Here is a 24,770-nt window from a genome sequence, read left to right as displayed (position 1 = left end):
AGACAGGGAAATTGGTGGCAGGAACGCGACATTCAACCGTGGCATATTCACGAAAATGACCCACCCAAGAAAAAACCGCCGCGGAATCGCTTCCGGGCGGCTTCTAAGGGGCAATCCGCTGAAAACGGCTGATTACATGTTGTCGATCATGACCTGGCCAAAGCCGGAGCAGCTGACCTGGGTAGCGCCTTCCATCAGGCGGGCGAAGTCATAGGTGACTTTCTTCGAGTCAATCGATTTTTGCATTGAGCTGATGATCACGTCGGCGGCTTCCAGCCAGCCCATGTGGCGCAGCATCATTTCGGCCGACAAAATTTCGGAGCCGGGGTTGACGTAGTCCTTGCCAGCGTACTTGGGCGCGGTGCCGTGGGTGGCTTCGAACATGGCGATGGTATCGCTCAGGTTGGCGCCTGGGGCAATGCCGATGCCACCGACCTGGGCCGCCAGCGCGTCAGACACATAGTCGCCGTTCAGGTTCAGCGTGGCAATCACGCTGTACTCGGCCGGGCGCAACAAAATCTGCTGCAGGAAGGCGTCGGCGATGCTGTCCTTGACGACAATGTCCTTGCCGGTTTTCGGGTTCTTGAACTTCATCCAGGGGCCGCCGTCAATCAGTTCGGCACCGAATTCTTTTTGCGCCAGCGCATAAGCCCAGTCGCGGAAGCCGCCTTCGGTGAACTTCATGATGTTGCCCTTGTGCACGATGGTCACGCTGGGCTTGTCATTGTCAATGGCGTACTGCAGGGCCTTGCGCACCAGGCGCTCGGTGCCTTCGCTCGAAACCGGCTTGATACCGATGCCCGAAGTGTTGGGGAAGCGGATTTTCTTCACGCCCATCTCGTCCTGCAGGAACTTGATCAGCTTCTTGGCCTTGTCGCTGCCCGACTCGAACTCGATACCTGCGTAGATGTCTTCCGAGTTCTCGCGGAAGATCACCATATTGGTTTTTTGCGGCTCCTTGACGGGCGAAGGCACGCCGGCAAAGTACTGGATCGGGCGCAGGCAGACGTACAGGTCCAGTTCCTGGCGCAGCGCCACGTTCAGGCTGCGAATGCCGCCGCCGACGGGCGTGGTCAGCGGGCCCTTGATGGACACCACGTAGTCGCGCACGGCGTGCAGGGTTTCTTCGGGCAGCCATACGTCGGGGCCGTAGACCTTGGTGGACTTTTCGCCGGCGAAGACCTCCATCCAGTGGATTTTCTTCTTGCCGCCATAAGCCTTGGCAACGGCCGCATCGACCACCTTGAGCATGACCGGCGTGATATCCGCACCGGTGCCGTCGCCTTCGATGAAGGGAATGATCGGCTCGTCGGGCACATTCAATGAGTTGTCAGCGTTGACGGTGATTTTCTGGCCTTGGGCGGGCACCTGGATGTGCTGGTACATGTTAAAAAAGTCTCCGGTAAGCGCTGACGGCGTTGAATGGGAACGCCACCTTCAGCAGTTTAGGTAAAAACCCCTAAATTCTAGCCGTAAAAAGTTTTATGAAAAAAAATGAATGCAGTCTGTCAACCATTGGCGCGCAGGCTTCGTTACGGGAGGGCCTCCGAAAAATTCGGGGTATTTTTCCAACAAACTCTTTCAGGAACCTCCAAATGAACAAGATCCTCGCAGTTTTGATCGCCGGCCTCTTCTCCGCTGGCGCATTCGCCGCTTCCCACGTCGGCGCCCCTATGGCCGCTGGTTCCGCACCGGCTGCCGCAGCCGCTCCTGCTGCCAAAGCCGAAGCCAAGCCAGCCATGGCCGCTGAAGCCAAAAAGCCAATGGCCAAGAAGCACAAAGCTCACAAAAAAGCCAAGAAAATGAAAGCCGCTGAAGCCGCCAAGTAATCCCTGGCGACTCCGGTCAAGATGCCCGCCCCGTGCGGGCATTTTTTATGCGCGTCGTTTATGCTGGCAAGACGCCCTGCATTTCAACTTTATCGGTGGTGACCCATGTTCTCTGTTTCTTTCCGCATGACCTGCCAGAGCCTGAGCCGCAAGCTTATGGTTGCAGCCCTTCTTGCGCCGCTGTGGGCGGGCGCCCAGGATGCGCCGCAGATGAATTTGCAGCGCGTCAAGCTCACTGCCGGCATGCACCTGATCGACGCGCAGGTGGCTCTGGCGCCCGAAGAACGCCAGGTCGGCCTGATGTTTCGCAAGGACATGCCGCAGCACGAAGGCATGATTTTTGTGTTTGAACAGCCGGCCCAGCAATGCTTCTGGATGAAAAACACCCTGCTGCCCCTGACCGCCGCGTTTGTGGCCGACGACGGCACCATCGTCAACATGGCCGACATGAAGCCACTGACACTCGACTCTCACTGCTCCAGCCAGCCGGTGCGCTATGTGCTGGAGATGAACAAGGGCTGGTTTGCCAAAAAAGGCATCAAGGCCGGCAGCAAGCTGGGCGGCCCGCTGTTTGAAGCGAAGCGCTGAGTTCTTCGCCTGGTGCGTGACGCATAAAAAAGCCGACATCAAGTCGGCTTTTTTGTGAGCGTCAAGCGATGACGGATTAAGCGAAGTTGGCTTCCGCAAAGCTCCAGTTCGCCAGGCTGCCCAGGAAGGTCTCGACAAACTTGGGGCGCTGGTTGCGGTAGTCAATGTAGTAGGCGTGCTCCCAGACGTCCACCGTCAGCAGGGCCTTGTCGGCAGTGGTCAGCGGGGTGCCGGCCGGGCCGGTGTTGACGATGTCCACCGTGCCGTCGGCCTTCTTGACCAGCCAGGTCCAGCCGGAGCCAAAATTGCCCACGGCCGATTTGACAAATGCTTCCCTGAAGGCGGCGTAGGAGCCAAACTTGGCGTTGATGGCCGCGGCCAGCGCGCCAGCGGGTTCGCCGCCGCCAGCCGGCTTCATGCAGTTCCAGAAGAAGCTGTGGTTCCAGATCTGGGCCGCGTTGTTGTACACGCCGCCGCTGGACTTCTTGACGATTTCTTCCAGCGTCATGGACTCAAACTCGGTGCCTTTTTGCAGGTTGTTGAGATTGTCCACGTAGGCCTTGTGGTGCTTGCCATGGTGGTACTCAAAGGCTTCCTGGCTGTAGTGCGGGGCCAGTGCGTCAATCGCGTAAGGCAGGGCTGGGAGCTTGTGTTCCATGATTTTCCTCGTGATGGTTAATGAATTGGACGGGCCATTGTAAAAACTAAATCAGCCGGGGGGCCGAGACGACCAAATCGACCTCGCCGTCGGCAAGGGTAGCGCGCAGCGGCTGGCCAGGGTGGGTGGCGCTGGCGCTGGTGATGGCCTGGCCCTGCAGGTCGGCCAGCCAGGCATAGCCGCGCTGCAACACCAGCCGGGGGTCAAGCAGTTCCAGCCGCAATTGGGCGCGCTCGGTCTGCTGGCGGCGGCGCTGCAGATGACCGGCCATTGCTTTGGGAAAGTCTGTGTTCAGCGCCTGGATTTTTAGCGCCTCGTGGCGCAGGATGGCGCGCATCGCATGCCGGAGGTTTTGCGCCAGTCCATCCAGTCGCGCCTGCTGCTGCGTCACCAGGTGCGAGGGCCGGCTGACCCGGGCTGCGGCCCAGTCCAGCCGCTGGTTGTGCGCCTGCAATTGCCGGTCAACCGCGTTTTGCAGGCGCCCAAAGGCCAGCGCCAGCGCGCCCAGCCAGACGCTTTGTGGCTGCGCGCACAGCTCGGCGGCGGCCGTGGGCGTGGGCGCACGCACGTCGGCGCAGAAATCGGCAATGGTGAAATCGGTCTCATGCCCGACGCCGCTGACCAGCGGCACCGGCGAGGCCACGATGGTGCGTGCCAACTGCTCGTCATTAAAGGCCCACAAATCCTCCATGGCGCCGCCGCCTCGCACCAGCAGCAGCACATCCACCTGATCCGTGCCGCGCCGCTGATAAGCCTTGAGCAAGGCCTCGCGCAGCTCACCGGCGGCCTGGCCGCCCTGCACGCAGGCCGGATAAATCACCACCGGAATGTGCGGTGCCCGGCGCTCAAGCGCGCTCACCACATCGTGCAGGGCCGCCGCGCCCAGCGAGGTGACCACGCCGACGGCACGCGGCCGCAGCGGCAAAGGCCGCTTGCGCGCCGCCTCAAACAGCCCTTCGGCCTCGAGCCTGGCCTTGAGCTGCAAAAACTGCTCGAACAGGTTGCCCTGCCCGGCCTGCTGCATCGACTCGACCACCAATTGCAGCTCGCCGCGCGGCTCGTAAACACCCAGACGACCGCGCAGTTCCACGCGCTGGCCATCGCGCGGCGCAAAGTCCAGCAGGCTGGCGGCTCGCCGAAACATGGCGCAGCGGATCTGTCCCTGCTCATCCTTGAGCGAAAAATAGCAGTGCCCGCTGACTGCGCGCGAAAAACCGCTGATCTCGCCCTGCACCGCCACCGGGTTGAAGCGGGCCTGCAGGCTGTCGGCAATGGCCCGCAGCAGCGAACCCACAGGCCAGACCCGCAGACCGGATTCGCGGCCGACGCTGCCGGGCTTTTGATCCAGCGGCGATGCCTCAAACATGGCCCACTCCCCAGCAAGGGCGCGGGCAACAGTCCACAGAGCACCAGCGGACGGGCTTCAATGCGGTAGTTCCCTGCCCCGAGGGCGATGAATTCGTATAACTCATTGATTTATAACAACTTAATTTTGCTCAATTTTTCATCGATGTGTCACAAGCCCCGTCTGGCGTGGCTCGCCAGCGTCTGCGCCACTACTTGCACACAAAGTTATCCACAAGTTCTGTGAGTTAAATCCTACAAAAAAATGGATTTGGAAAACATTCACTCACCGGGCGTTGAGAGAGCGAATCCGCGGGGTTGGGGTAGGCCATAATCCGGACAACTTATCTGCCTGGAGATGTGCATTGTTTTCGATCATACAAGCCGCAGGCTGGCCCATCTGGCCTCTGGTTGCCTGTTCCATTTTGGCGCTGGCGCTGGTCATTGAGCGCTTTGCCAGCCTGAAAACCGCCAGGGTCGCGCCCCCCAAACTGATTGACGAGGCCATCACCGTCTCACGCAACACCGTGCCCGGGCCCGATGTGGTGACCCAGCTGGCACAAAACTCGGTGCTGGGCGAAGTGCTGGCCAGCGGTTTTCGCGCCCTGAATGCCAACCCGCGCATCAGCGAGGACGACCTGCGCTCCACCATGGAAGGCGCCGGCCGCCAGGCTGCGCATCAGCTGGAGCGCTACCTGGCCGCGCTGGCCACCATCGCCTCGGCCGCGCCACTGCTGGGGCTGTTGGGCACCGTCATCGGCATGATCGAGATTTTTGGCTCCCAAGCTGGCGGCGGCGGGGTCAGCCATGCGGCGGGCGGCAACCCGGCGCAACTGGCGCAGGGTATTTCGATTGCGCTATACAACACCGCTTTCGGCCTGATGGTGGCGATTCCGGCATTGATTTTCTGGCGCTACTTCCGGGCCCGGGTCGATGGCTACCTGCTGGCCATGGAACTGGCGTCCGAGCGCTTTGTGCGCCACTTGAATACCCTCCGAAAATAACATGGCCCCCACGCTTTTCACTTCGTGTAATGCGCTGCCCCCCGGGGCGGCTGTGCTTGCTTGGGGCGGCCCGGCGCGGCGCACGATGGTGCTCACGCTTGCAGGGGACTGGGCATGAATTTTCGCCCTCACCCGCATGATGAACCCGAGATCAACCTGATCCCATTCATCGACGTCTTGCTCGTCGTGCTGATTTTTCTGATGCTGTCGACCACCTACAGCAAGTTCACCGAACTGCAGGTCAAGCTGCCGGCGGCCGATGCCGAGCAGCAGCGCGACTACCCCAAGGAAGTGATCGTCGCGGTCAGCAGCGACGGCCGTTACATGGTCAACAAAACCCTGGTGCAGGGGCGCGGCATCGAGGTGCTGGGCAGTGCCCTGCTGGAAGCGGCCAAGGCCGGCAAGGACAGCGTTATCATCATCAGCGCCGACGCCAGCGCCACGCACCAGGCCGTCATCACGGTGATGGAAGCGGCCCGGCGCCAGGGGCTCACGCAAATCACATTTGCCACCCAGAGCAGCGCCCAGGCCGGCAGCAAGTAGGCTGCCGGGCCCACGACCTGCCCCCCGTTGCGCTGCTGACGTGACTCCTACCGCGTGAAACAAATTCTGCTCAAGGCCTGGCTTGGCCGGGGCTGGCTGGCCTGCCTGCTCTGGCCGCTGGCGCAGGCCCATGGGCTGGCGCTGCGCCTGCGCTGGGCGCTGTACCGCAAGGGCCTGCTGGCCTCCGAGGGCTTTGGCGTGCCGGTGATTGTGGTCGGCAATGTGGTGGCCGGCGGCGGCGGCAAAACGCCGCTGGTACTGGCGCTGGTCAAGCACCTGCAGGCCCAGGGTCTCTCGGTTGGCGTGGTCTCGCGCGGCTATGCCCGCGCCGGCCACAGCACGCTGGAAGTCGGCCTGCAAACCCCTATTTACCAGTCGGGTGACGAGCCAGCCCTCATCAAACGGGCAACAGACGCTCCTGTTTTTGTAGCAGCGCAACGCACGCAGGCGGTGCGCGCCCTGCTGGCGGCCTACCCGGCAACCCGGCTCGTGCTGTGCGATGACGGCTTGCAGCACTATGCCTTGCGACGCGATGTGGAAATTGCGGTGTTTGACGACCGTGGTGTCGGCAACGGCTGGCTGATGCCGGCCGGCCCCCTGCGCGAGCCCTGGCCGGAACGCCAGCGGCGCGGCCTTGACCTGGTGCTGCACACCGGCCAGCAACCGGCCTTTGAAGGTTTCAGCTCGCGCCGGGCGCTGGCCGACCAGGCCATCGGCGCTGATGGCCGCACGGTCGCGCTGGGCAGCCTGCAGGGCCAGCGGCTGGTGGCGCTGGCCGGCATTGCCAGTCCCGACGCCTTTTTTGACATGCTCAGGGCGCGCGGCCTGACGCTGGACCAAACCCTGGCGTTCCCGGATCATCACAACTTTGAAAGCGACGATCTGGCGGCGCTGGCCGGCCAGACCGTGTTGTGCACCGAAAAAGATGCCGTCAAGCTGTTTTCAATGCACGGCCTGCCGTCGCTGCGCCTGCTGGCCGTGCCGCTGGCGTTTGCCCCCGAGCCGGCCTTTTTTGCGGCGCTCGATGCACGTCTGGCGCCGCTGCTTTCTCCTTTACCATCACGCCATGGACACCAAACTACTTGAACTGCTGGTCTGCCCCGTGACCAAGGGGCCGCTCCAATACGACCGCGAAAAGCAGGAACTGGTCTCGCGCAGCGCCCGGCTCGCCTACCCGGTGCGCGACGGCATTCCGGTGCTGCTGGAGAACGAAGCGCGCACGCTGACCGACGAGGAACTCGGCCTGTGATGTTGCTCTGCGCCCAAGCCCTATGAGCTTTACCGTCCTGATTCCGGCCCGCCTGGCCTCAACCCGCCTGCCCAACAAGCCGCTGGCCGACATTGGCGGCGCGCCCATGGTGGTGCGGGTGGCGCAGCGCGCCATGCTAAGCGGCGCGGCCCGCACCGTGGTGGCCACCGACAGCGCCGAGATCATTGAAAAATGTGCCGCCTTTGGCGTGAGTGCCGTGCTGACCCGCGCCGACCACCCGAGCGGCAGCGACCGGTTGGCGGAGGCCTGCAGCCTGCTGGGCCTGGCCGACGACGACCTCGTGGTCAACGTGCAGGGCGACGAGCCACTGATCAACCCGGCCCTGATCGACGCGGTGGCCGGCCTGCTGCGCCGCCGCAGCGACTGCGCCATGAGCACCGCCGCCCACGCGATTGAGCAACTGGCCGACTACCTGAACCCGAATGTCGTCAAAGTGGTGCTCGATGCCCGGCAGACCGCCTTGTACTTCAGTCGCGCGCCCATACCCGCAGGCCGGGATTTTGCCGGCAAGGCCTGGTGGGACAGCGGCAGCCTGCTGCCCAAACCGCTGCGTCATGTCGGCATTTACGGTTACCGCGCCGGGTTTCTGCGGGCTTTTCCCGGCCTGCCGCAGGCGCCGCTGGAGCAGCTCGAATCGCTGGAACAACTGCGCGTGCTGTGGCACGGCCAGCGGATTGCCGTTCACATCACCGACGATGCGCCCGGCCCCGGGGTGGACACCCCCGAAGACCTGGAGCGGGCGCGCCAGCTGTTTGTTTAAGGCGGGCACTCCGCCCCCCTTGGCCACCGGCCTGTGTAAGCTGCTCTCAAGGGTGTGCATGCTATCCTTGGGCCCAAAAACCGGACGCCGGGCCTGCACAGCGTGCTGGCAGCCCTGACACCCGCCAGGCAGCCCCTTCGCATGTCGGCCTGCCAACGCTTCTCGCTCTTTCGAATTCATAAAACCCGAGGACATCCATGAGACTGATTTTGTTGGGCGCGCCTGGCGCGGGCAAGGGAACCCAAGCCACTTTCATCTGCCAGAAATACGGCATTCCGCAGATTTCAACCGGAGACATGCTGCGCGCCGCCGTCAAGGCCGGCACCCCGCTGGGCCTGGAAGCCAAAAAAGTCATGGATGCAGGCGCCCTGGTCAGCGACGACCTGATCATCAACCTGGTCAAGGAGCGCATTGCCCAGCCAGACTGCGCGCAGGGCTTTTTGTTCGACGGTTTTCCGCGCACCATTCCGCAGGCCGACGCCATGAAGGCCGCCGGCGTGAAGCTCGACTATGTGCTCGAAATCGATGTACCGTTCGAGGCCATCATCGAGCGCATGAGCGGTCGCCGCTCGCACGCCGCCTCGGGCCGCACCTACCACGTCAAGTACAACCCGCCCAAGGTGGAAGGCCTGGACGACGTGACCGGCGAGCCGCTGATCCAGCGCGAGGACGACAAGGAAGAAACCGTGCGCAAGCGGCTGGAGGTGTACAGCGCGCAGACCCGCCCGCTGGTGGCGTACTACTCGAGCTGGGCCGAAGCAGCGCCCGATGCCGCGCCCAAATACCGCGCCATCAGCGGCATGGGCGGCGTGGACGAAATCACTGCGCGGGCCTTTGCCGCGCTGTCTAGCTAAAGCACAATCGGCCGCGCGGCCTGCCGCCAAAAGCCGTCCATGGGGCGGCTTTTTTCATGGCTTCTTCAGCTGAGCAAGTCCAGCATCAGCGCCACGCGCGCCTTGACCGGGCTCAGGCCTTGCGAGTCCGGAATCGCATCGCCGGGCTTGGCCAGCACCTGACCATTGAGGCAGCGCGTCGCCCGCACCACCCTGACGCCGGCGGCCTGCGCCTTCAGCAAGGCCGCTTCCAGCGCGTGGTGCAGCGTGCCGTTGCCGGTGGTCGCCACCACCAGGCCGCGCACGCCTTGGGCCTGCAGGGCCTCAACCATCGCGCCGCTGGCCCCCGCGTAGTTCATGACAATTTCCACCCGCGGCCAGTCGCCCTCATTGCCCAGGTCCGCTATCTTTTTAATAGCTTCCTGTGCACGTTCTGCCTTGGCTAGAGGCCAATTTCTTAGTAAACGGAGCCTTCCCTCCTCGACATAGCCGATAGGGCCGGCATCGCCGGAGCCGAAGGCGTTGAGCTGGTAGGTATGCACCTTCTGCACGTCGTGCGCGCCATGAATGGTGCCGGCGCAGACCGCCACCACACCCTGCGCGCCCGCGTGCCGGGCCACGGCTACCGCATCCAGCACGTTCTGCGGGCCATCGGGCACCAGCGCGCTGGCCGGACGCATGGCGCAGGTCAGCACCACCGGCTTGGCCGGGCTGCATGCCGCCTGCAAAAACCAGGCGGTTTCCTCCAGCGTATCGGTGCCGTGGGTGATGACAATGCCCTGCACCTCCGGCTGCGCCAGCAACTCGCTGACGCGCAGGGCCAGTTGGGTCCAGACCGCAAAGCTCATGTCCTTGCTGTCAATCTGCGCCAGCTGCTCGGTGGTGACCGGCCCGCCCTCGGCCAGCGCCGGAATGTCGGCCACCAGCTGGTCAATTCCGACCTGTGCTGCGGTGTATCCGATGTTGTCGGACGCGGCGGCCGCGCGGCCGGCGATGGTGCCGCCGGTGCCCAGAATCACAATTTTTTGAGGCTTCATAAAGAGGTGACTTGTTTTCTGTTAAAAACTGGATGAAAATACAGTTACTGGATATTAAAACAGGCAATGAGGCGGCCCATCAACCGGCAATGTCGATGGACCGATCTGACGAACCAAGGAGTCCCGCTCATGAGCATCATCAACGATTTTCCGCACACGCCGGCCAGCCCCAAGCTTACCGCCCGCCAGCAGCAAATCCTGGAACTGATCCAGCGCGCCATCTCGCGCACCGGCGCTCCACCCACCCGGGCCGAAATCGCGGCCGAACTCGGTTTTCGCTCCGCCAATGCCGCCGAAGAGCACCTGCAGGCGCTGGCCCGCAAGGGCGCCATCGAACTGGTCAGCGGCACATCACGCGGCATTCGCCTGCGCGGCGACACCTTGCGCACCCTCAACGAATCCCGAAACAAACAGTTTTCCCTGCCCCTGCAAAGCCTAGCCCAACTGGCCCTGCCCCTGGTCGGGCGGGTTGCGGCGGGCAGCCCGATTCTCGCGCAGGAACATGTCGAGCAGACTTACCATTTTGAAAGCAGCCTGTTTCAAAAGCAGCCCGACTATCTACTCAAGGTACGCGGCATGAGCATGCGCGATGCCGGCATCATCGACGGCGATCTGCTGGCGGTACAGCAAACCAAAGAAGCCAGAAACGGCCAGATTGTGGTGGCCAGGCTAGGCGACGAGGTCACAGTCAAGCGCTTTCGGCGCACCCGGGACCTGATTGAGCTGCTGCCCGAAAACCCGGACTTCAACACCATCGTGGTGCGACCGGGCGAGCCCTTCGAGCTGGAAGGCCTGGCGGTGGGCCTGATTCGCAACACCGTGCTCAGCTAATTCATCGACATCGGCCTCGCAGCAGGTGGCGGGCGTTTGGTCCTGGTGGCCAACACCCTGATGCGGCGGCCCCGCTGGCCCAACGGCCAGTTTGCAATCCTGCCTGTCTGCATTGGGACGCAAGTCTCTCTAATTCAGGAGTTCATCATGGGAATCGCCAGTTTTTCACAGTCGCCGGTCGTGTCGGTCTTTCTAGCCCCGCTGCACACGTTGGCGGCATGGCTGGTGCCAGCGCCCGCCAATTCCCGCCAATTTGCCGTGCCAGCCAATGCTCCGCGTAGCCCCCACCAACTGGCCCTGCCCTTTGCGCCGGCGGCCGGCGGCGCAAAACGTGGCCGGACCCACGCGCATGGCGCAAAACTCCCGAGCGCAGCGTGCGCTGAAGACACGGCAACACCCGGCCGGCTCAAAGTGGTGCGGGTAGTCGACGCCGCCGTCAGCCCGGCTTGCGCCGGCCGCATGGTCATCTCGGGCCGCATGGCCGATGTCTGCGCCGAACTTGAGCGCATGGCCCAGCGCGAGCTGGCGGCCCACTAATGGCAGCGCCCGGCTGACCTGTAGCCCAAAAAGTTTCCTTCCGATACAAGTTGAGGCGAAGGCACCCCGCCCTGTAGCGAGATGTGAAAAATCTTGCAGGCACAATACCGTGCATGAATATTGTGATCCTCGACGACTACCAGGATGCGGTGCGAAAACTGGCCTGCGCGGCCAAGCTGGATGCCTATCCCGCCAAGGTCTACACCAACACCGTCAAGGGCATAGGCCAGCTGTCGGTCCGGCTGAAAGATGCCGATGTGATTGTGCTGATTCGGGAACGAACCCAGCTGAGCCGGCAGCTCATTGAAAAGCTGCCCAAGCTCAAGCTGGTGGTTCAAACCGGCCGCGTCGGCAACAATGTGGACCTCGAGGCCTGTACCGAGCGGGGGGTGGCCGTTGCTGAAGGCGCAGGCTCTCCCACCGCGCCCGCGGAGTTGACCTGGGCACTCATCATGGCGGCCACGCGCCGCATTCCCCAGTACGTGGCGCACCTCAAACACGGCGTCTGGCAACAAGCGGGCCTCAAATCGGCATCCATGCCGACCAATTTTGGCATCGGCTCGGTCCTCAAGGGCAAGACGCTGGGCGTCTGGAGCTACGGCAAGATTGGTCAGCTCATTGCCGCTTATGGCCGGGCGTTTGGCATGCGGGTGGTGGTGTGGGGCCGGGAAGCCTCGCGCGAACGCGCCAGGGCCGATGGCTATGAAATCGCGGTCAGCAAAGCCTGGCTGTTTGAGCACTGCGACGTGCTCAGCCTGCATCTGCGCCTCAACGACGACACCCGCGGCACGGTGGCGCTGGAGGATTTGCTGAGCATGAAAACCACGGCACTGCTGGTCAACACCTCCAGGGCCGAGCTGATCGAGCCCGATGCGCTGATTGCGGCGCTGAACCGCGGGCGCCCAGGCATGGGGGCGGTCGACGTTTTTGAATCCGAACCGATTTTGCAGGGCCATGCGCTGCTGCGGCTTGAAAACTGCATCTGCACGCCGCACATCGGCTATGTCGAGCAGGACAGCTACGAGATGTATTTTGGGGCGGCTTTTGACAATGTCGTCAACTTCATCAAGGGCACGCCCACCAACATCGTCAATCCCGGCGCGCTCCAGGTGCGCCGCTGATTCAACGCCATCCTGAGCAAAAAAAATCCCGGTCAAGCCGGGGTGACGGATCTCAGGGAATTTTTCGGCTCGTTGAATGCGGCTGGGAATCCGAAAAATCGAACTCAATCACGTTGTCAAGCGCTGACCGCGAGCTGGGCTCAATACTCACACCGTCACTTGAAAGTTCGTCCAGGTCGATGTCAAGACCCAGCCGTGGCGAGGCCTTCGGCAGGACGGTAAACGGCCCGGGCAACGTGTCCAGATGCCGGTTTTCCCGCACGTTGGCAGACAAAGGCTGAATTGAAGTTGCCATGAACTTCGAGGTATGGCTCGGCAATTTGACATCAGGCTGTTCTGCCGAAATCGCGGGGAAATCACGCAGCAGGACGCTGTCTTCGTTGTTGAAGCGGGGCTTGTTGATTTCTTTGGCCACGCCGTACAACAGCAGCAGTTCACGGTAAGCCTCCAGGTCAAAGGCTTTGGTCGTCGCATCGGGTTTGCGGAAAATCGACTCTTCAATCAGTTCGAGCGCCTTGGACGAAGGCCACAGCGCTTCAATGCGCGACATGGCGGTCTCATACACCTCAAGCCCCGGGCTGGTGTCGGTGTACAGGTCAAAGGCCGGCACCTTCGCGTTGAAGAGCTCGTTGAAGTCATCGCGCAAGTCTTCATAGTCGGCTTTGCGCCCCAGCTGGTGATAGAGATCAAATAGGTCCAGATACACCAGCGCACTGGTGTCAACATGGCCGCCGATGTGGCCGCGCAACACCTCGATGGCCTGCTCGTGCTGTCCCAGCGAGACAAAGAAATCGGCCTGCTGCTGCACGTCCACCAGTTCTTCGGCCTTCACCGTGCGGGCAATCTGCGGCATGCTGTTCGAGAAGTCCTCGCGCACCTCGATGGCCGCGGGGAATGACGATTCCGCATAACCGAAGCTGGGAAGACGCTTGCCCGACGCAAACCCGGGTTCCACCGGCGCCGGGGCTTTCGCACTGACGAAGCTGTCTTTTTCAGATTCAGCCTCAATGGGCATGGCGACAAGGCCCCCGTCACGCAAGCTGTTGGACCAACCTTGATCCTGCGGTTTGTCTTTTCGCCACCACGGCAAGGCTTCCTCGCTATCGAGCCGCACCAGGGACCAGCGACGCCACAAATAGGCGATGGCCACCAGCGCCAGCAGCAGCAGCAAGCCCAGGCCATACACCAGCATATTGGCGTAGCGTTCCGACTGGGCCTTTTCAAGCTGCCCGGTCAGGTCCTTGATCGCCAGCTGGTTTTTCTGGGCCTGGGCGCGCAGGCTGAGCACCGAACTTTCGAGCGCCTGAATTTTCTCGGCGTCACGCAAGATGTCTTGCGGCTGGGCGCTCAAGGCGCGCCAGAGGGCGGCAGCGACCGAGCGCTCCTGGTCACTGGAAGCGGGCGTGCTCAGCATCTCGGTAGAGGCCTTGAGCACCGGATCACGCTCAATGCTCAGGTCTACGGGCTCCAGTTTCAGGCGCGGCCCGCTTTTTTCGGCCACCCTGGCCGGTTTGGGGCGGGGCCCGAGGCGAGGGAAGGCCTGCTCAGCCGCCAGCGCAGCTTTCGGCTTCGGGGCGGGCTGACGGGCAGCGTCTGCAGAACCGGTCTGCGCCGCTGCGGCAGCATCGGGCCGCGAGCGGGCCGTTGAACGGCCAGGGGCTGCGCCGGTCGATGGCGAAACAGCTGGCAGCGCGCGCTGCGCCGGCGCGGGCTCTGCGGTGCCCGCCGCGGCCGCAGCCTCCGCGGCCGGCTGGCTGGACGCCAGGTCGGGCACAAGATCGGCGAGCAGCACATAGCGCTTTTCATTTTTTTGCTGGCAGCCGGCCCGCAGGTTGACGGTCACCACCGGCTCATCCACCAGCACCGAGGAGCGGATGCGAATCAGCGCATTCTGGGAGCCGGCGGCCTTTTCCGCGCTGACCAGCACGCGGAACTTCTCAAGCTTGTTGTCGGCATAAAAAACGTCGGCTTCAAGGCACAGGTTGGCGGGGGTCTCCTGGGCATCCAGAATCGCCTGCACCGAAATATCCAGCGGGCGCCCGATCAGGGCGGCGCCGCGGCTTCGCCCTAAAGACATGGCCGTGCTTGCAGTTGTGGCGATCAACAGAAGGCACGCAATGAGTAGTGGACTTTTTTTCAGAGCTGCCATATAGAATTTCACGAAGAACATTTTGACACAGCCCATCCTATATGGCCTAGCCTGATAATACTTTCTCATGAAGCCAATTTACAACATGACCGGCGTGATCGGTGCGGGCGCGATGGGTCGCGGAATTGCGCAGATTTGCGCGCAGGCGGGAAGCATCGTCAAACTGATGGATGCGCAGCCCGGATCGGCAGAAAAGGCGCACGCCGCCCTGTGCGCGCAGTGGGACCGGCTGGTAGAAAAAGGGCGACTCGACGCGGGGGTGGCGGCAGACCACAAGATGCGCCTTCAGGTGGCAGGCCGCCTGGACGACCTGAAGGATTGCGACCTCATCATTGAGGCGATTGTCGAGCGGCTGGACGTCAAAAAGGCCCTGTTTTCTGAACTTGAAGCCCTGGTGTCGCCGCACACCGTGCTGGCCAGCAACACCTCCTCGCTGTCTGTCACCGCCATCGCGGCGGGGCTCAGGCATCCGGAGCGCCTGGCCGGTTTTCACTTTTTCAACCCGGTGCCACTGATGAAGGTGGTGGAGGTGATTGCCGGCCTGAAAACCGGCACAAATGTCTGCGACGCCCTGGCCAGCTATGCCAGGCAGATGGGCCACACGCCGGTGCAGGCGCAGGACACCCCCGGCTTTATCGTCAACCACGCCGGGCGCGGCTACGGCACGGAAGCGCTGCGCATCGTCAGCGAGGGCGTGGCCGATTTCGCCACACTGGACCGCATCCTGCGCGACCAGGCCGGTTTCAAGCTCGGGCCGTTCGAGCTGATGGATTTGACCGGGCTGGATGTGTCGCACCCGGTCATGGAATCGATTTACCAGCAGTACTACGGCGAAGCCCGGTATCGGCCCAGCGCCATCACGGCGCAGCGCCTGGCCGGCGGCCTGCTGGGCCGCAAAACCGGTGAAGGCTTTTACCGCTATGCCGACGGCATTGCCCAGATTCCGGCCGAGCCGGCGCTACCGGAGGTGGCCGAAATGCCGCCGGTCTGGGTTTCGCCGCGCGCCTCCCGTCGGGCCGAGCTGCTGCAGCTGCTGAAAAACCTGGAGGCCAAAATCGAAACCGGGCAATCGCCCTCGCCACAGGCCCTGACGCTGGTGGCGCCGCTGGGTTTTGACATCACCACGGTGGCCGTGGTGGAGCGGCTGGACCCGGCGCGCACGGTGGGCATAGACATGCTGATTGACGATGCCGCCACCAAGCGGCGCGTGCTGGCCACCAACCCGGCCACACGCACCGACATGCGCGATGCCGCCCACGCCCTGTTCGCGCGGGACGGCAAGGCCGTCAGCGTGATCCGTGACAGCGGCGGTTTTGTCACCCAGCGCGTCGTGGCCACCATCGTCAACATTGCCAGCGACATCTGCCAGCAAGGCATCTGCAGCCCGAAAGACCTGGAAACAGCGGTCACGCTGGGTCTCGGTTACCCGATGGGCCCGCTGGCGATGGGCGACCGCTACGGCCCCACCAATGTGCTGGAAGTGCTGTTCAACATGCAAACCGTGTATGGCGACCCGCGCTACCGCCCCTCCCCCTGGCTGCGGCGCCGCGGCGCCATCGGCCGGAGCCTCACGCACGAAGAAAGCTAAGATGAAATACCCCCACGCTCAATTTTTTCGCTGCCCCCCGAGGGGGCGTTCAGTGCCCTTCGGGCGGCCGGGCAGGCACTGATGGCCGGCGCACTCAAAAGTACCAGCGAGGGCAGCACCCTCATTCTGACGATCAGCAACCCCGAGTTCAAAAACGCGCTGGGGCCCGAGATCTATGCGGCCGGCATCGAGGCCCTTAACGCCGCCGAAAACAATTCCGAAATCCGCAGCGTCATCATCACCGGTGAAGGCGCGCTGTTTTGCGCGGGCGGCAACCTGCAGCGCCTGCAGGCCAACCGGCGCGAGGCACCCGAGGTGCAGGCCCAAAGCATCGAAGGCCTGCACAACTGGATTGACTCGATTCGCACCTACCCCAAGCCGGTGATTGCTGCTATTGAAGGCGCGGCGGCTGGCGCCGGCTTTTCACTGGCGCTGGCCTGTGATTTTGTGGTGGCAGCCGACAACGCCGTGTTTGTAATGTCCTACAGCACGGTGGCGCTGTCGCCCGACGGCGGTGGCAGCTGGGGCCTGGCGCGCGCCCTGCCGCGCGCCTTGGCCAGCGAACTGTTGATGGCCGGCGAGCGCATCAGCGCCCAGCGACTGCAGGCGTTTGGCCTGGTCAACCGGGTCACCCGTGCCGGCGGCGCGCTGACCGAAGCGCTGCGGCTGGCCGGGCAGCTCAACGCACGCGCGCCCAACGCACTGGCAAGCATCAAGGAACTGATCAACGACGCGGCGGTAAACACGCTCAGCCAGCAGCTTTCCAGCGAGCGCGACCATTTTGTGCGCAACCTGCACCACGCCAATGGTGGCGAAGGCATTGCCGCGTTTCTGGAAAAGCGCACGCCAACCTACCGTTGAGCCCTTTGGGGCTTAGTGAAAGTCGCGGCTTGACGTCCCCAGCCGCCCCAGCAGCGGCGTGAGGTCTTCCAGCCGTTGCGCCACCAGGTTGCGGACGGCGCCATAGCCTTTTTCGGTGCCGCTTTCTTCACTGCGCTGCCACACACCGTACACCGCCAGCAGCCGCGCATGCAGCACCTCGGCGCGTTGCGTCTCGCGCAGTGACTTCCACACGATCACATTGACCGGGCCGGTTTCGTCTTCCAGCGTGACAAAGATGGTGCCCTTGGCGGTTTGCGGCTGCTGGCGCACCGTGACGATGCCGCAGGCCGCCACGTCCGCCCCATCAGGCAAGGCATTCAACTCGCCGGCGCTGAGCAGCCCGCGCCGGGCCAGGCGCGGCCGCAGCAAGGCCACGGGGTGACGGCGCAAGGTCAGGCCGGTGGACTGGTAGTCAAACAGGATGTTTTCGCCCTCGGGCGTGTCGGTCAGCGCCAGCGCGGTTTCATGCGTGGGCACGGCTTTCAGCAGCAAGGGCGCGGGTTTGATGGCCGAGGCCTGCCAAACCTGCTGGCGCCGGTGGCCGGCCAGCGCCAAGAGCGCATCGGCGGCGGCCAGCGCATTGATTTCGAGCGTGACCAGCTGCGCGCGCGAAACCAGGTCTTCGGTGGAGGTGAATAGTGCTTCTGCCCGCGCGGCCACCAGGCGCAGGGCCGCCGCTTCCGGCAGGCCTGCCACCAGCCGCAGGCCCAGCCGCACCGCGGGCTGGGCGGCATGGATGCCGGGGTAGTGCGGCAGCACAGCCGCTTCGCCCGCCGCTTCGCCAGCAGCTTCACCGGCGGCCTCCAGCGTGCAGTCCCATGCGCTGTGCATGACATCCACGGCGCGTACTTGCACGCCATGCTTGCGGGCATCCTGCACCAGTTGCGAGGCCGAATAAAACCCCATGGGCTGGGAGTTGACCAGGGCCGCCAGAAAACAGGCCGGCTCGTGGCATTTGAGCCAGCAGCTCACATACACCAGCTTGGCAAAACTGGCGGCATGGCTTTCCGGAAAACCGTATTCGCCAAAACCCTCGATCTGGCTGAAGATGCGCTCGGAGAATTCGGCCCCGTAGCCTTTTTCAATCATGCGCTTGACCAGGCGATCATGAAAACGCTGCACCCCGCCCTTGCGCTTCCAGGCCGCCATGGAGCGGCGCAAGTCGTCGGCCTCGTCGGCGCTGAAGTCGGCGGCAATCATGGCGATCTGCATCACCTGCTCCTGAAAAATGGGCACGCCCAGGGTGCGGCCCAGCGCCTCCTTGAGTTCCGGATATTTGAAGTCGATCTCGCCGCCCTTCCCGACAATCTCACGGCTCTTGAGGTAGGGATGCACCATGCCGCCCTGAATCGGCCCGGGCCGCACGATGGCGACTTCCACCACCAGGTCGTAATAATTGCGCGGCTGCAGGCGCGGTAGCATGGACATCTGCGCCCGGCTCTCGATCTGGAACACGCCCACGGTGTCGGCCTGGCAAATCATGTCGTAGGTCTGCTCGTCGCCCGATTCGATCTGGTGCATCTGCAGCGCCCCTCCCCGCGTCTGGTCGACCAGGTGCAGGCAGCGGCGTATCGCCGACAGCATGCCCAGCGCCAGCACATCGACCTTGAGCAGGCCCATGGCGTCCAGGTCGTCCTTGTCCCACTGGATGATGCGGCGGTTTTCCATGGAGGCGGGCTGCACCGGCACCAGCCGCGTCAGCTTGCCCTGCGTCAGCACAAAGCCGCCCACATGCTGGCTCAGGTGGCGCGGAAAACCGATCAGTTGCATGGCCAGACCCAGCCATTGCAGCACCGGGCCGGCCTGCGCTTGAAGGCCGGCTTCTTCGAGTTTTTTCTCCAGGGCATCGCGGCCGTCAAACCAGAAATGCTCCTTGGCAAACTGCTCGATCAATTCGGCCTCCATCCCCAGCGCCTTGCCGACGTCGCGCAGCGCGCTGCGCGGCCGGTAGCTGATCACGGTGGCGGCAATGGCGGCGCGGTCATGGCCGTACTTGCCGTAGATGTACTGGATGACTTCCTCGCGCCGCTGGTGCTCGAAGTCCACATCAATATCGGGCGGCTCGCGGCGCTCACGGCTGATGAAGCGCTCAAACAGCAGTTGGCTTTCCGCCGGATTGACGGCGGTGATGCCCAGGCAATAACAGACCGCCGAATTGGCCGCCGAGCCGCGCCCCTGGCACAAAATCTTCTGCGCATTGGCAAAGCGCACGATGTCGTGCACGGTTATGAAGAACATTTCATATTCCAGTTCTTCTATCAGGGCCAGCTCCTTGTTAATCTGGGCCTGGATTTCGGCATCGACGCCATCCGGATAACGCGTCTGCGCGCCCTCTGCCGTGAGCCGGCGCAGGCACTGCGCCGGCGCCTCAGAAGCGGGCACGATGTCCGCCAGCGGGTAGCGGTACATAGAGCGAATTTCGTCGAGGCTGAAGCTGCAGCGCGCCGCCACCTCCAGCGTGGCGCGCAAAAGGCCTGCCGGGTAAATATCGGCCAGCCGCATGCGCGGCCGCAAATGCGCCTCGGCATTGGCCTGCAGGGCAAAGCCGCATTCGTGCACCGTTTTGCCGAGCCTGATGGCCGTCATCACATCGAGCAGCGGCTTGCGCGAGCGCACATGCATCAGCACATGGCCGGCGGCCACCAGGCGCATGCCGGTGCGGCGGGAAACCTCCTGCAACTGCTGCAGCCGCAGCGCGTCGTCCAGGCCCTGCAAAAGCCCCACCGCCAGCCAGCAGTTTGAGCCAAAAATGCCTCTGGCCCAATCAACATGCGCGCAGATCGCTTCTGTATTGATAGCATCCGGCAAGGGCGACAGCAGGATTTCGCAATCCGCCAGCAGCGCAAAATCGGTCTCGCCCAGGGCCACGCGGTAGCTGCCTTTATCAATCAGGTCGCCCGCCTGGCGGGCCGCGGTGATGAACTCGCACAGGTTGCCCCAGCCCGCCGCGTTGTGCGGCAGTACCACCAGGCAAAACGGCTCAGCCGCCGCAACCCGAAACTCCGCGCCCGGCAACAGCTTGAGCCCATGCGTCTTGGCCGCCACATGGGCCCGCACCACGCCGGCGACAGAGCATTCGTCGGTGATGGCGATGGCCTGGTAGCCCAGGCGGGCGGCGCGCTCCACCAGTTCTTCGGCGTGCGAGGCGCCGCGCTGGAAGCTGAAGTTGCTGAGCGCATGCAGCTCGGCATAACCGGGGAGTTGATCCGCCATGGCCAACCTGCCTCAGGCAAAAAACCCGTGCAGATACCAGGCCCGCAACTGCCCGGCTGCCGCCTGCGGCGCGGCCACGGGCAAACGCTCGCTGTAAACCCACAACAGACCGGCCTGCTGGCTGCGGTAAATGAAATAGTCGCGTATCGCCGGCGGCTTGCCGCCTTCGCCTGTGCCGTCACCGCCCATCAGCCAGCCAGTCGCCTCCAGCCGCTGCGGCCCGGCCAGCCGCACCAGCCGGCCCTGGTACACCGGGCTGTCGCCCACCGTGGCCAGCTTCAAAGGCTCGGGCAGCAGCCAGCTGGGGTACAGGGCTTCGGTTGTGCTGGCGTCCGGCTCATTTTTTTGGTCATTTCGGCCTCTAGCCCTTACAAAACGTGCGCTACCAGCTATTGATTTGATAGCACCTTTGTCGTGGCCCTTGATGGCACGCCGGGCATTCACCCAGCGCTGCATCTGCTCGGGCCGGTGGTCTGCGTTGGGCTGCCAGGCCTGCACCTGCTCGTCACCGAGGCGGGCGCTCAGCCGCTCAACCAGTTCCAGCGCACTGTCGCCCTGCCTGCGCTCGGCCATCAGCAGGCTGCCGGTGGCGGCGGCCGAATCGACCAGCTTCTCGGTCACCAGCGACTGCAAGGTCAGGCTGTGCACCGGGGCCGCCAGCTTTTGCTGCGCCAGGTGTTCGGCCAGCAGGCGCGCCACATGGCGCAAGTCCTGCGCCGGCTGGGCCGTGCGTATCTCCAGCTCGCCGGTGGGCGGCACATCGCGCCGCGGGTCCAGGTGCCAGACGAGTTTGAGCGCGCTGAGCCCGCTCTGGCGGCCCAGCAGCCAGGCCTGCAGATTCACCAGCAGGCGCTCAACCCCGGCCATCAGCGCGGGCGCATGCGTGACCAGCGCATCGAGTTCCAGCTTTTCCTCGAAGTGTTCGGGCAGCACCCGCCATTCATAACCGTCAGGCTCCTTGCCGCGTGCGCGGTCCAGCGCCTCCAGCAAGGGCGCACCAAAGCGCCGCGCCACACCGTCGCGCGGCAGGCGCAGCAGGTCGTCCCAGCTGCGGCAGCCAATGCGCTCCAGCACGCCCAGGTGCGGGCGGGCGGCGCTCAGGGTGTGCATGGGCAGCTCAGCCACCCGCAGGCGGGCGGCTTCGGCTGGGCCAGCGGGCAAACGCAGCCGCCCAAGCGCTATCAAAGATGTAGCGCCTTGCGCCCGTCTTGTCTGGGCCTGAAGCTCATTTGCCTTAAAAAATAGCGCCAAACGCTGTTCCAGCAGCCGCATCAGCCGCGCCAGGCCACCGAACAGGCGCAGGCTGCCGGTCACATCCATCAGCACGGCTTCATCCAGCAGCACCACGCGCGGCGTGAAGCCCAGCGCAATGCTGGCCAGCGCCCGCTGCACCGCCGCCTCGTCCATCACTGCGGCCCCAGGCTCAGTGGTGATGCAGGTTTGCAATGCGATCCAGCAGGGCATAAACGTCACTCCGCGGTGAGGCAGAAACAGAGGCCAGGGAAGGCAGCGGCAGGGGCGCAAGTTCTTCGCGCCGGCGGCGTGCCCGCTCGCGGCTGGCAGCCAGCAGCGCGGCCAGGCGGGCCGGCCGGGTGTCCAGCAACACCGGCGAGGCCAGCGGCGGGCCGCGGCGCTTGAGCACGTTAACCAAAAGGTTGCCGGCTTCGCTCAGCGTGCCTTCCAGCAGCAGGCGCAGCGGCGCCGGTGATGACTCATGCTGCGCCCGCAGCGGCCTGAACACCAGCAGCAGCTTGTGGTGCGCATGGGCGGCGATCTGCAGGCAGCGCAGATGCGCGCTGCGCGCATCGGGCAGCCAGGCCAGCACGGCGGCGACGTCGGCACATTGCAAGGCTTCGCGTGTGGCCCAGAGCAGCGCCGGCGCCTTACCCTGATTTGCCTGCCCGGCCTGCACGCACAGCAGCCGCTGCATATCGAGCTGGCGCGCGCCCAGCGCCGGACCAAAAGGCAGGTAAGGCGCGCCCACCAGCACCATCAGTTGCCCAGGCGACGCAAGCTGCGTGGCCGCCAGCGCCGGGGCGATCAAACCCCATTCATGCAGGCCCGCCTGCGGCTGCAGCACTTCAATCAGCGCGCCCTGCGGCCAGCCGCCGCCGGGCAACACCTCATCAAGCGCCACGTAACCCGTGCCCAGCGTCTGCAGGCTGGCGCTGCCCAGCTCCCCCGCGCGCCAGACATGCGCAAGGTCCGGCACGGTGCGGTTCACAGGATGCGGGGAAAGCATGGGGTGGGCTCAATCGGGTAAAACATCCAGCAATATACTGGATGCAATCACAGTATATTGCCTGTTTCAAGCCCATGCAATGACCCCTTCGCCCGGCCCGGGCGTGCGCCGCCCTGCCCCTTCAAGGGACTGAGTTCATTGAAAAGAAAAGGGAAAAAGAAAAAGCGCCAGGGTGCAGCCGACCCCGCGCCAGATGAGAAAGCGCTGCGCTCAGCGCTGGCGGGCCAGCCGGGCGATCAGGAGTAGCCCGACCAGGCCAATCGCCACAAAGCACAGGAAGGACCAGTTGGCAATCGAGCCGCCCAGAAAGGTCCAGTCAATCTTGGTGCAGTCGCCGCTGCCCTTGAAGATCAGGGGAATCGCGCGCTTGAGCGGAAAGGTCTCGATCATTCCATAGAAGTCACGGCCACACGAGGCAATTTCAGGCGGGTACCACTGCAGGAAACTCTGGCGCGCCGCCACGAAAGCGCCAAAGCCGGCAACCAGCACCAACACGCCCGAGCCGGTAACCAGCAGGCCCCGGCTTTTTGCCATCGCGGTCATGCCCGCAACAATGGCCACCAGCAACAGCGCATAACGCTGCACGATGCACATGGGGCAAGGCTCCAGCCCCACCACATGCTGCAGATACAAGCCAAAAGCCAGCATGGCCACGCAAACCAGAGACACCAGCGCCAGCACACGGCGTGGCACCGCGTCGAAATACGTCAAAAACATCAGCTTCCCTCTTCTTGATTGATTGGTGAATTGTCCGCTGGTTCGTGAGTTTGGGCGGCCTAGAAGTTCCCGGGCGGGGCGAACGGGTTGATGGCAAGCGCCCTGGTCTGCGAGCTTTTGACCTCTTCTTTTTGCAGAATGCTCATGTTGCGAAGAGGCTTCAAGCCAAGTCACAGGATGAAAACCGTGCACAGTACGGTCGGTTTTGGCCCTTTTTCAGGCATAGTGCCTGCTGGCCAAGACGTCCCGCAGCTTGCCCAGCAAGGGGAACAGAAGTGGCTCCGCTTGTTTGAACAACAAACCCCGATTTATAAGTGGAGTCCAGGCGGTTTTGGAAAGATGCAGAGTTGCCCGCTGCGGCGTGCAACTCGGGGCGCATCAGGGATGTCATTTTATGCAGCCTCGGCCAGTTTGGGCAGCAAGTTCAGATAGGCCTGCTCGGGCGTGATGCGATCCAGGCTCGAATGGGGCCTTGCCGTGTTGTACCAGTCGAAATAGTCAGCGATGTCTGCGCGTGCCGCACTCACGCTGTCATAAGCCTTGAGGTACACGCGCTCGTACTTTACGCTGCGCCAGACGCGTTCGACAAACACGTTGTCTCTCCAGGCCCCGCGCCCGTCCATGCTGAGCTTGCAGCCTCTGGCCAGAACGGCATCGGTGAACTCGATGGCCGTGAATTGGCTGCCCGGATCGGTGTTGATGATCTCGGGCGTGCCGTATCGTGCAAAGGTTTCTTCCAGAATCTCCCTGGCGTGACAGGCCTCCAGCGTGATCGCCACCTTGTGAGTCAGCACCCGGCGGCTGGCCACATCCACCACGGCGGTGAGGTACACAAAGCCCCGGGCCATCGGGATGTAGGTGGTGTCCAGCGCCCAGACCTGGTTGGCGCGCGTGATGGCCAGCTTGCGCAGCAGGTAGGGGTATATCTTTTGCCCTGGCGCGCGTTTACTGGTGCCAGGCTGGGGCGCCAAGGCCTCAATGCCCATGCGAAGCATGAGCGTCCTGATGTGACGCCGCCCAACGTGGATGTCCGTGTTGATGCGGAGCTGGTTGACGACCTCGAAGGTGTTTTTGCACCAGTCCTTGATGTTGACCAGGGTGTAGTTCAGCGGGGTACCGTCGTCGCGGGTGAAGGCATTTCGGTCCCGTAGGGTGCGGGCGGCGGCGAAGACATCGGGGGTGACGATTTCGTCGAGCAGGCGGGCGAACTCGCCATTGGTGAGGTGGACGCGGTTGAGGGCCTCGAACTTTTCGCGAAAATTGCGAGTGAGGCTCGGTCGCGAATATCGGTGCGGTACTCATATTTGAGGTTTTGGAGTTTTCCGATGAAGCCGTACTCGATCTGCTCTTCTTTGACGACGGGACTCGGCTTGCGTAATGGCAGGTCGTAGGCTAACTTGGATGAGGTCATGGGCTGGCGATGAGGTTATCGACTCACTAAGTAGACATTTTCACAAATACGGTAACGTATTTTGTTGATAATTTCGAGCGCGTATGGCATTGTGGAGGCAAACCCTGCGAAAGGTTTGCATATGCCAAGGAAAAGCCCGTTCCACATTGATTTGTCAGCCGAGGAAGAGCGCGAGTTGCTGCGCCGATCCGTGAAATATACGTTGCCTTATTT

General features: G+C 63.4%; 22 protein-coding genes and 2 pseudogenes. 13 read left to right on the top strand and 11 right to left on the bottom strand.

Annotated elements, in window-relative coordinates:
• Positions 1 to 132 precede the first annotated feature (132 nt).
• Positions 133 to 1,386, bottom strand: a complete 1,254-nt coding sequence (gene icd / locus RMO23_RS14125; protein ID WP_309682753.1) for an NADP-dependent isocitrate dehydrogenase — start codon at positions 1,384 to 1,386, stop codon at positions 133 to 135.
• Positions 1,387 to 1,595: 209 nt separating this feature from the next.
• Between icd and RMO23_RS14120 the strand changes: the two genes are divergently transcribed.
• Complete coding sequence (locus tag RMO23_RS14120; RefSeq protein ID WP_309682749.1) at positions 1,596 to 1,829, top strand: hypothetical protein; 234 nt, start codon at positions 1,596 to 1,598, stop codon at positions 1,827 to 1,829.
• Between the two features lie 156 nt (positions 1,830 to 1,985).
• Entirely contained in the window at positions 1,986 to 2,417 is a 432-nt protein-coding gene (locus RMO23_RS14115; protein WP_309682756.1) for a DUF192 domain-containing protein, read from the top strand.
• A 76-nt stretch (positions 2,418 to 2,493) separates the two neighbouring features.
• Here RMO23_RS14115 and RMO23_RS14110 read toward each other — a convergent pair whose 3' ends face one another.
• Positions 2,494 to 3,075: a Fe-Mn family superoxide dismutase gene (locus tag RMO23_RS14110; RefSeq protein WP_309682746.1), complete on the bottom strand. Its 582-nt coding sequence runs from the start codon at positions 3,073 to 3,075 to the stop codon at positions 2,494 to 2,496.
• Positions 3,076 to 3,121: 46 nt separating this feature from the next.
• Positions 3,122 to 4,441, bottom strand: a complete 1,320-nt coding sequence (xseA, locus tag RMO23_RS14105; RefSeq protein ID WP_309682743.1) for an exodeoxyribonuclease VII large subunit — start codon at positions 4,439 to 4,441, stop codon at positions 3,122 to 3,124.
• Between the two features lie 343 nt (positions 4,442 to 4,784).
• On the opposite strand from xseA, the gene RMO23_RS14100 reads away from it, so the two are divergent.
• The 6 genes from RMO23_RS14100 to adk all read left to right on the top strand — a co-directional run bounded on the left by RMO23_RS14100 (position 4,785) and on the right by adk (position 8,850).
• Positions 4,785 to 5,423 carry a MotA/TolQ/ExbB proton channel family protein gene (locus RMO23_RS14100; protein WP_309682739.1) on the top strand — a complete coding sequence of 213 codons (639 nt, stop codon included), beginning with the start codon at positions 4,785 to 4,787 and terminating at the stop codon, positions 5,421 to 5,423.
• Positions 5,424 to 5,537: 114 nt separating this feature from the next.
• The gene (locus tag RMO23_RS14095; RefSeq protein WP_309682736.1) at positions 5,538 to 5,966 is read left to right on the top strand and encodes a biopolymer transporter ExbD; all 429 of its coding nucleotides are present in this window, start codon (positions 5,538 to 5,540) and stop codon (positions 5,964 to 5,966) included.
• A 54-nt stretch (positions 5,967 to 6,020) separates the two neighbouring features.
• Entirely contained in the window at positions 6,021 to 7,052 is a 1,032-nt protein-coding gene (gene lpxK, locus RMO23_RS14090; protein ID WP_309682733.1) for a tetraacyldisaccharide 4'-kinase, read from the top strand.
• Positions 7,033 to 7,215 (top strand): Trm112 family protein, encoded by a 183-nt coding sequence (locus RMO23_RS14085; RefSeq protein ID WP_309682731.1) that lies wholly within the window; start codon positions 7,033 to 7,035, stop codon positions 7,213 to 7,215. The genes lpxK and RMO23_RS14085 overlap by 20 nt, the downstream gene beginning before the upstream one ends.
• Positions 7,216 to 7,237: 22 nt before the next feature.
• Complete coding sequence (kdsB, locus tag RMO23_RS14080) at positions 7,238 to 7,996, top strand: 3-deoxy-manno-octulosonate cytidylyltransferase (protein ID WP_309682728.1); 759 nt, start codon at positions 7,238 to 7,240, stop codon at positions 7,994 to 7,996.
• A 197-nt stretch (positions 7,997 to 8,193) separates the two neighbouring features.
• Positions 8,194 to 8,850 (top strand): adenylate kinase, encoded by a 657-nt coding sequence (adk, locus tag RMO23_RS14075; RefSeq protein WP_309682724.1) that lies wholly within the window; start codon positions 8,194 to 8,196, stop codon positions 8,848 to 8,850.
• Positions 8,851 to 8,915: 65 nt separating this feature from the next.
• Here adk and RMO23_RS14070 read toward each other — a convergent pair whose 3' ends face one another.
• The gene (locus tag RMO23_RS14070) at positions 8,916 to 9,866 is read right to left on the bottom strand and encodes an asparaginase (protein ID WP_309682721.1); all 951 of its coding nucleotides are present in this window, start codon (positions 9,864 to 9,866) and stop codon (positions 8,916 to 8,918) included.
• Positions 9,867 to 9,995: 129 nt separating this feature from the next.
• Here RMO23_RS14070 and lexA point away from each other — a divergent pair, with 129 nt between their 5' ends.
• From lexA to RMO23_RS14055, 3 genes are all read left to right on the top strand, one after another.
• Positions 9,996 to 10,697: a transcriptional repressor LexA gene (gene lexA, locus RMO23_RS14065; protein WP_309682718.1), complete on the top strand. Its 702-nt coding sequence runs from the start codon at positions 9,996 to 9,998 to the stop codon at positions 10,695 to 10,697.
• 147 nt (positions 10,698 to 10,844) lie between these two features.
• The gene (locus RMO23_RS14060) at positions 10,845 to 11,234 is read left to right on the top strand and encodes a hypothetical protein (RefSeq protein WP_309682716.1); all 390 of its coding nucleotides are present in this window, start codon (positions 10,845 to 10,847) and stop codon (positions 11,232 to 11,234) included.
• A 113-nt stretch (positions 11,235 to 11,347) separates the two neighbouring features.
• Positions 11,348 to 12,355, top strand: a complete 1,008-nt coding sequence (locus RMO23_RS14055) for a D-2-hydroxyacid dehydrogenase family protein (protein WP_309682714.1) — start codon at positions 11,348 to 11,350, stop codon at positions 12,353 to 12,355.
• Positions 12,356 to 12,407: 52 nt separating this feature from the next.
• Here the strand turns inward: RMO23_RS14055 and RMO23_RS14050 are convergent, their stop codons facing one another.
• Positions 12,408 to 14,432 carry a hypothetical protein gene (locus tag RMO23_RS14050; RefSeq protein ID WP_309682712.1) on the bottom strand — a complete coding sequence of 675 codons (2,025 nt, stop codon included), beginning with the start codon at positions 14,430 to 14,432 and terminating at the stop codon, positions 12,408 to 12,410.
• A 139-nt stretch (positions 14,433 to 14,571) separates the two neighbouring features.
• On the opposite strand from RMO23_RS14050, the gene RMO23_RS14045 reads away from it, so the two are divergent.
• The gene (locus tag RMO23_RS14045) at positions 14,572 to 16,092 is read left to right on the top strand and encodes a 3-hydroxyacyl-CoA dehydrogenase (RefSeq protein WP_309682709.1); all 1,521 of its coding nucleotides are present in this window, start codon (positions 14,572 to 14,574) and stop codon (positions 16,090 to 16,092) included.
• 81 nt (positions 16,093 to 16,173) lie between these two features.
• Positions 16,174 to 16,953 (top strand): oxepin-CoA hydrolase, alternative type, encoded by a 780-nt coding sequence (locus RMO23_RS14040; RefSeq protein WP_309682706.1) that lies wholly within the window; start codon positions 16,174 to 16,176, stop codon positions 16,951 to 16,953.
• Between the two features lie 12 nt (positions 16,954 to 16,965).
• Here the strand turns inward: RMO23_RS14040 and RMO23_RS14035 are convergent, their stop codons facing one another.
• From RMO23_RS14035 to RMO23_RS14010, 6 genes and pseudogenes are all read right to left on the bottom strand, one after another.
• The gene (locus RMO23_RS14035; RefSeq protein WP_309682703.1) at positions 16,966 to 20,187 is read right to left on the bottom strand and encodes an error-prone DNA polymerase; all 3,222 of its coding nucleotides are present in this window, start codon (positions 20,185 to 20,187) and stop codon (positions 16,966 to 16,968) included.
• Between the two features lie 12 nt (positions 20,188 to 20,199).
• The gene (locus RMO23_RS14030) at positions 20,200 to 21,651 is read right to left on the bottom strand and encodes a DNA polymerase Y family protein (RefSeq protein WP_309682700.1); all 1,452 of its coding nucleotides are present in this window, start codon (positions 21,649 to 21,651) and stop codon (positions 20,200 to 20,202) included.
• Positions 21,611 to 22,429, bottom strand: a complete 819-nt coding sequence (gene imuA, locus RMO23_RS14025) for a translesion DNA synthesis-associated protein ImuA (RefSeq protein ID WP_309682697.1) — start codon at positions 22,427 to 22,429, stop codon at positions 21,611 to 21,613. Before imuA ends, RMO23_RS14030 begins: the two co-directional genes overlap by 41 nt.
• 210 nt (positions 22,430 to 22,639) lie before the next feature.
• Positions 22,640 to 23,146, bottom strand: a complete 507-nt coding sequence (locus tag RMO23_RS14020; protein ID WP_309682695.1) for a disulfide bond formation protein B — start codon at positions 23,144 to 23,146, stop codon at positions 22,640 to 22,642.
• A gap of 392 nt (positions 23,147 to 23,538) precedes the next feature.
• Positions 23,539 to 24,174: pseudogene (locus RMO23_RS14015) on the bottom strand (IS3 family transposase); the annotation flags it as partial.
• Positions 24,175 to 24,557: pseudogene (locus tag RMO23_RS14010) on the bottom strand (type I restriction endonuclease); the annotation flags it as partial.
• Positions 24,558 to 24,770 lie beyond the last annotated feature (213 nt).

The organism is Polaromonas sp. (assembly GCF_031411155.1).
In the GTDB taxonomy this organism is placed as follows: Bacteria; Pseudomonadota; Gammaproteobacteria; order Burkholderiales; family Burkholderiaceae_C; genus Polaromonas.
The sequence above is the reverse complement of the archived record's forward strand: the minus strand, read 5'-3'. Positions and strand labels throughout refer to the sequence as shown.